This window comes from Pedococcus sp. (assembly GCF_036554925.1).
Classification (GTDB): Bacteria; Actinomycetota; Actinomycetes; order Actinomycetales; family Dermatophilaceae; genus Pedococcus_A.
In genome coordinates, this window is the sequence record NZ_DATBMI010000208.1 from 1 (window position 1) to 3,626 (window position 3,626).

The 3,626-nt window shown below is 72.0% G+C and carries 5 protein-coding genes; all 5 read right to left on the reverse strand.

The features are described 5' to 3' along the window. Positions 1-491: 491 nt before the first annotated feature. Entirely contained in the window at positions 492-1,604 is a 1,113-nt protein-coding gene (locus VIB11_RS15910; RefSeq protein ID WP_332032490.1) for a sensor histidine kinase, read from the reverse strand. A 9-nt stretch (positions 1,605-1,613) separates the two neighbouring features. Then, a complete protein-coding gene (locus tag VIB11_RS15915) occupies positions 1,614-2,435 on the reverse strand; it encodes an RNA methyltransferase (protein WP_332032492.1) in 822 nt (273 codons plus the stop codon). Between the two features lie 32 nt (positions 2,436-2,467). Next, positions 2,468-2,845 (reverse strand): 50S ribosomal protein L20, encoded by a 378-nt coding sequence (gene rplT, locus VIB11_RS15920; protein WP_332032494.1) that lies wholly within the window; start codon positions 2,843-2,845, stop codon positions 2,468-2,470. 78 nt (positions 2,846-2,923) lie between these two features. Then, positions 2,924-3,118, reverse strand: a complete 195-nt coding sequence (rpmI, locus tag VIB11_RS15925) for a 50S ribosomal protein L35 (protein WP_275808318.1) — start codon at positions 3,116-3,118, stop codon at positions 2,924-2,926. A 64-nt stretch (positions 3,119-3,182) separates the two neighbouring features. After that, positions 3,183-3,626, reverse strand: a 444-nt coding sequence (gene infC, locus VIB11_RS15930) for a translation initiation factor IF-3 (RefSeq protein WP_332032497.1), incomplete at its 5' end; no start/stop codon positions are given.

Consider the following 3,626-nt stretch of genomic DNA (forward strand, 5'->3'; position numbering starts at 1 on the left):
GCGTCGGCGATGCCATGCCTCCAGCGTGCCCCTGCACTCCCCCACCGGCAAGCCGATATCGAGGTGTGGGCACGGCTAGCCTGTTGGCCGTGCGCGACGATGGGGTGGCCGAGCAGGTCGAGTACTACCGGCGGCGCACCCCGGTCTACGACCAGTGGTGGGCCCGTCGGGGCTCGTACGCGCTGCCGCCCCAGCTGCACCGTCAGTGGTTCGAGGACGTCGCCGAGATGGAGCAGGCGGTGCACGACTTCGCCCCCACCGGCGCGCGGCTTGGCCTCGACACGATTCCCCTCCCCCGGGCGCGAGGAGAGAGTCGCGCTCCCTGCCGGACGGCGGCACGTACACGGTGCTCAAGCGTTACTGGCGACCCGACGAGCTCGAGCGTGACCTCGACGCCCGCGGCTGGGACGCCACGGCCGGGACCACCGCCCACGGCATGATCCTCCACGCCCGGGCCAGGCCCGCGGCCACCCCACCACGCAGCGGGCGGGTTACTGCAGGTACTCCGGCGCCTCGGACGGGAGGCTGAAGCGGAACTGCGCGCCGCCGCTCGGTGCGGTCTCGACGAGGATGCGGCCTCCGTGCGCCTCGACCAGGCCCTTGACGACGTACAGCCCCAAGCCGGTGCTGCCGCGGCCGGAGCCGTGCCAGAACCGGGAGAAGATCAAGTCCCGGTGCGCGGGGTCGATGCCCTGGCCGTCGTCGCTCACCACGAGGTCGACGCAGCCCTCGAGCGGTCTGCGGCCGCCGTTCTCGCCGCTCGCCTCGTGGGCCGGGTGGGCAGCCAGTGTCACCGCACCCTCACCGTGGCGCAGGGCGTTCTCGACGAGGTTGGCGAGGATCTGGTCGAGGCGGTCCGGGTCGGCCCACACCTCCGGCAGCTCGTCAGGGACCTCCAGAACGAAGCGCTCCCGCTCGTGGCCGGTGGCGACGGCCCGCTCCACGTGGCGCTCGAAGACCGCCGGGACGTCGATCGGCTGGGGTCGGATCTGGAGCCGGCCGGCATCGATGCGTGAGACGTCCAGGAGCTCGCTGATCAACCGGGTGACTCGGTCGGCGTCGGCCTCGATGGTCTCGATCATCAGGCGCTTCTGCTCGTCGGTGAAGCGCTCCCAGCGGCGCAGCAGGGTCGAGGAGAACCCCTTGACCGAGGTCAGGGGCGAGCGCAGCTCGTGGGCGACGGTCGAGATGAGCGCGGCGTGGTTCGCCTCCACGCGGCGGCGGTGCTCGGCGTCGCGCATGACCACCACGACCAGGCTCACCGGCTGGTTGCGCGCGGGACGGGTGTACTTCGCGGTGACGAGGACCTCTCGGCCGTTGGCCAGCATGAGGAGCTTCTCGCGGTGGCCCGTGCGGGTCCGCAGGCCACCCCACGGGTCGGTGGTCTGCCACCAGGAGCTGCCGTCGCTGTCCTGGAGGACGAGCGCGTCGCGGATGTCGGCGCCCACGAGCTCCTCGCGGCGCAGGCCGGTGATGCGCAGGGCTCGGCGGTTGACCAGGACGATGCGGCCGTCGGCGCCGGCCGCGACGAGGCCGTCGGGCACGAGCTCCGAGGCCTTCGCGGCGGTCTGCGGGTTCAGGAGCGCGCCCGCCGTGGTGTCCATGACCGCACCCTAGCGATTCGCGCCCGCGTTGAGTGCGCTGGCGGAGGCGTAGAGGCACACCGTGGCCGCCATGGCCAGGTTGAGGGACTCCGCCCGGCCGTAGATCGGCACGCGCACCACCTCGTCGCAGGCCTCAAGGACCTGGGGCTCCAGGCCCCAGGCCTCGTTGCCCATGACCCAGGCGTGCGGGCCGGTGAGGTCGACGTCCCCGACCAGGGCGTGCCCCCCGCCGTCCGCCGCGAGCACCCTCAGGCCCGCCCGCCGCAGCCGGGCCAGCGTAGCCTCGACCGGCAGCCCGGTGACGACCGGCAGGTGGAAGAGCGAACCCGCGGTCGAGCGCACGACCTTGGGGGCGTGCACGTCGACCGACGCGTCGCTGACGAGCACGGCATCGGCCCCGGCTGCGTCCGCGCCGCGGATCACGGTGCCGGCGTTGCCCGGGTCGCGCACGTGGGTGAGGACCACGACGAACCGTGGCGCCCCGGCGAGGACGTCCTCGAGCGACGCGGTCTCGACGCGGCACACGGCGGCGACGCCCTGCGGGGCGGGGGTGTCGCACATCGCGGCCAGCACCTCCGGCGACACCTCGTGCCGGAAGAGCCCTGCCTCGTCGGCGGCGCTGACGATGTCGGGGTGGCGCTCGACGGCCTCGGCGGTGACGTAGAGGTCGACGACGAGGTCGGGCCGGTGGCGGACGGCCTCACGCACCGACTGGGGGCCCTCGGCGAGGAAGCGGCCGGTCTTCACACGCACCGAGCGCCGGGACAGCGCCCGCACCGCCTTGACCCGGTCCGACCGTGGGTTGGTCAGGGGGGTGCTCAGCGGGGGCATGTCCCGGCGCTCGGTGGAACGTCGTGGAGACGTCAGGCAGAGGCCTCGGCGGTGGCCGGCACGTTCGCCTTGGCGATCTCGACCAGCGCGGCGAACGCGGCCTCGTCGGAGACGGCGAGCTCGGCGAGCATGCGGCGGTCGACCTCGATCTCAGCGGCCTTCAGGCCCTGGATGAAGCGGTTGTAGGTCATGCCGTTGGCGCGGGCGCCGGCGTTGATGCGCTGGATCCACAGGCGACGGAAGTCGCCCTTCTTGGCGCGACGGTCCCGGTAGGCGTAACCGAGGCTGTGGGTGACCTGCTCCTTGGCCTTGCGGTAGAGGCGCGAGCGCTGCCCGCGGTATCCGCTGGCGCGCTCGAGGACGACCCGGCGCTTCTTCTGGGCGTTGACTGCCCGCTTCACGCGTGCCACGTGAGTTCTCCTTGCTGTCTCTGTCTAGCTTCCGAGCCTGCTGCTGGTGAGCCCGGTTGTGCGGTGGGTGGGCTCGGCTCAGCGGCCGAGGAGCTTCTTGACCTTCTTGGCGTCCGGCTTCGAGACCTCGACGTCGTTCGCGATGGAACGGGTGTAGCGCGAGGACTTGTGCTCGAGCAGGTGGCGGCCGTTCGCCTGCTCACGCATGACCTTGCCCTTGCCGGTCAGGCGGAAGCGCTTCTTGGCGCCAGAGTGCGTCTTCATCTTCGGCATGCGAGCCGATCTCCTTCGGTCGTTCGGGTACTGCTCGTTCGGGTACTGCGGGTGGGTCTGGGGCCTACTCGGCGGCCTGCTCGGCCTGCTCGGCCTGCTCGGCCTCCGGAGCGGCCGCGGGCTGCTCCGTCGCAGCGGGCGCCGCCTCGGCAGGCGCGGCCTCGGCCGGCGCCGCAGCGGCTGCCGAGCGGGCGCGGCGCTGCTCGGCCTTGGCCTCGGACTTCTTCTTGGTCGGGGCGAGCACCATGATCATGTTGCGGCCGTCCTGCTTGGGAGCGGACTCCACGGTGCCGAGCTCGATGACGTCCTCGGCCAGGCGCTGCAGCAGCCGGAAGCCGAGCTCCGGGCGCGACTGCTCGCGCCCGCGGAACATGATCGTCACCTTGACCTTGTCGCCGCCCTTGAGGAAGCGCTCGACGTGGCCCTTCTTGGTGCCGTAGTCGTGCGGGTCGATCTTCGGGCGGAGCTTGATCTCCTTGATGACCGTGTTGACCTGGTTCTTGCGCGC

Coding starts and splice junctions, on each gene's coding strand:
- VIB11_RS15910 (WP_332032490.1), bottom strand. CDS start 1,604: ATGGACACCACGGCGGGCGCGCTCCTGAACCCGCAGACCGCCGCGAAG.
- VIB11_RS15915 (WP_332032492.1), bottom strand. CDS start 2,435: ATGCCCCCGCTGAGCACCCCCCTGACCAACCCACGGTCGGACCGGGTC.
- rpmI (WP_275808318.1), bottom strand. CDS start 3,118: ATGCCGAAGATGAAGACGCACTCTGGCGCCAAGAAGCGCTTCCGCCTG.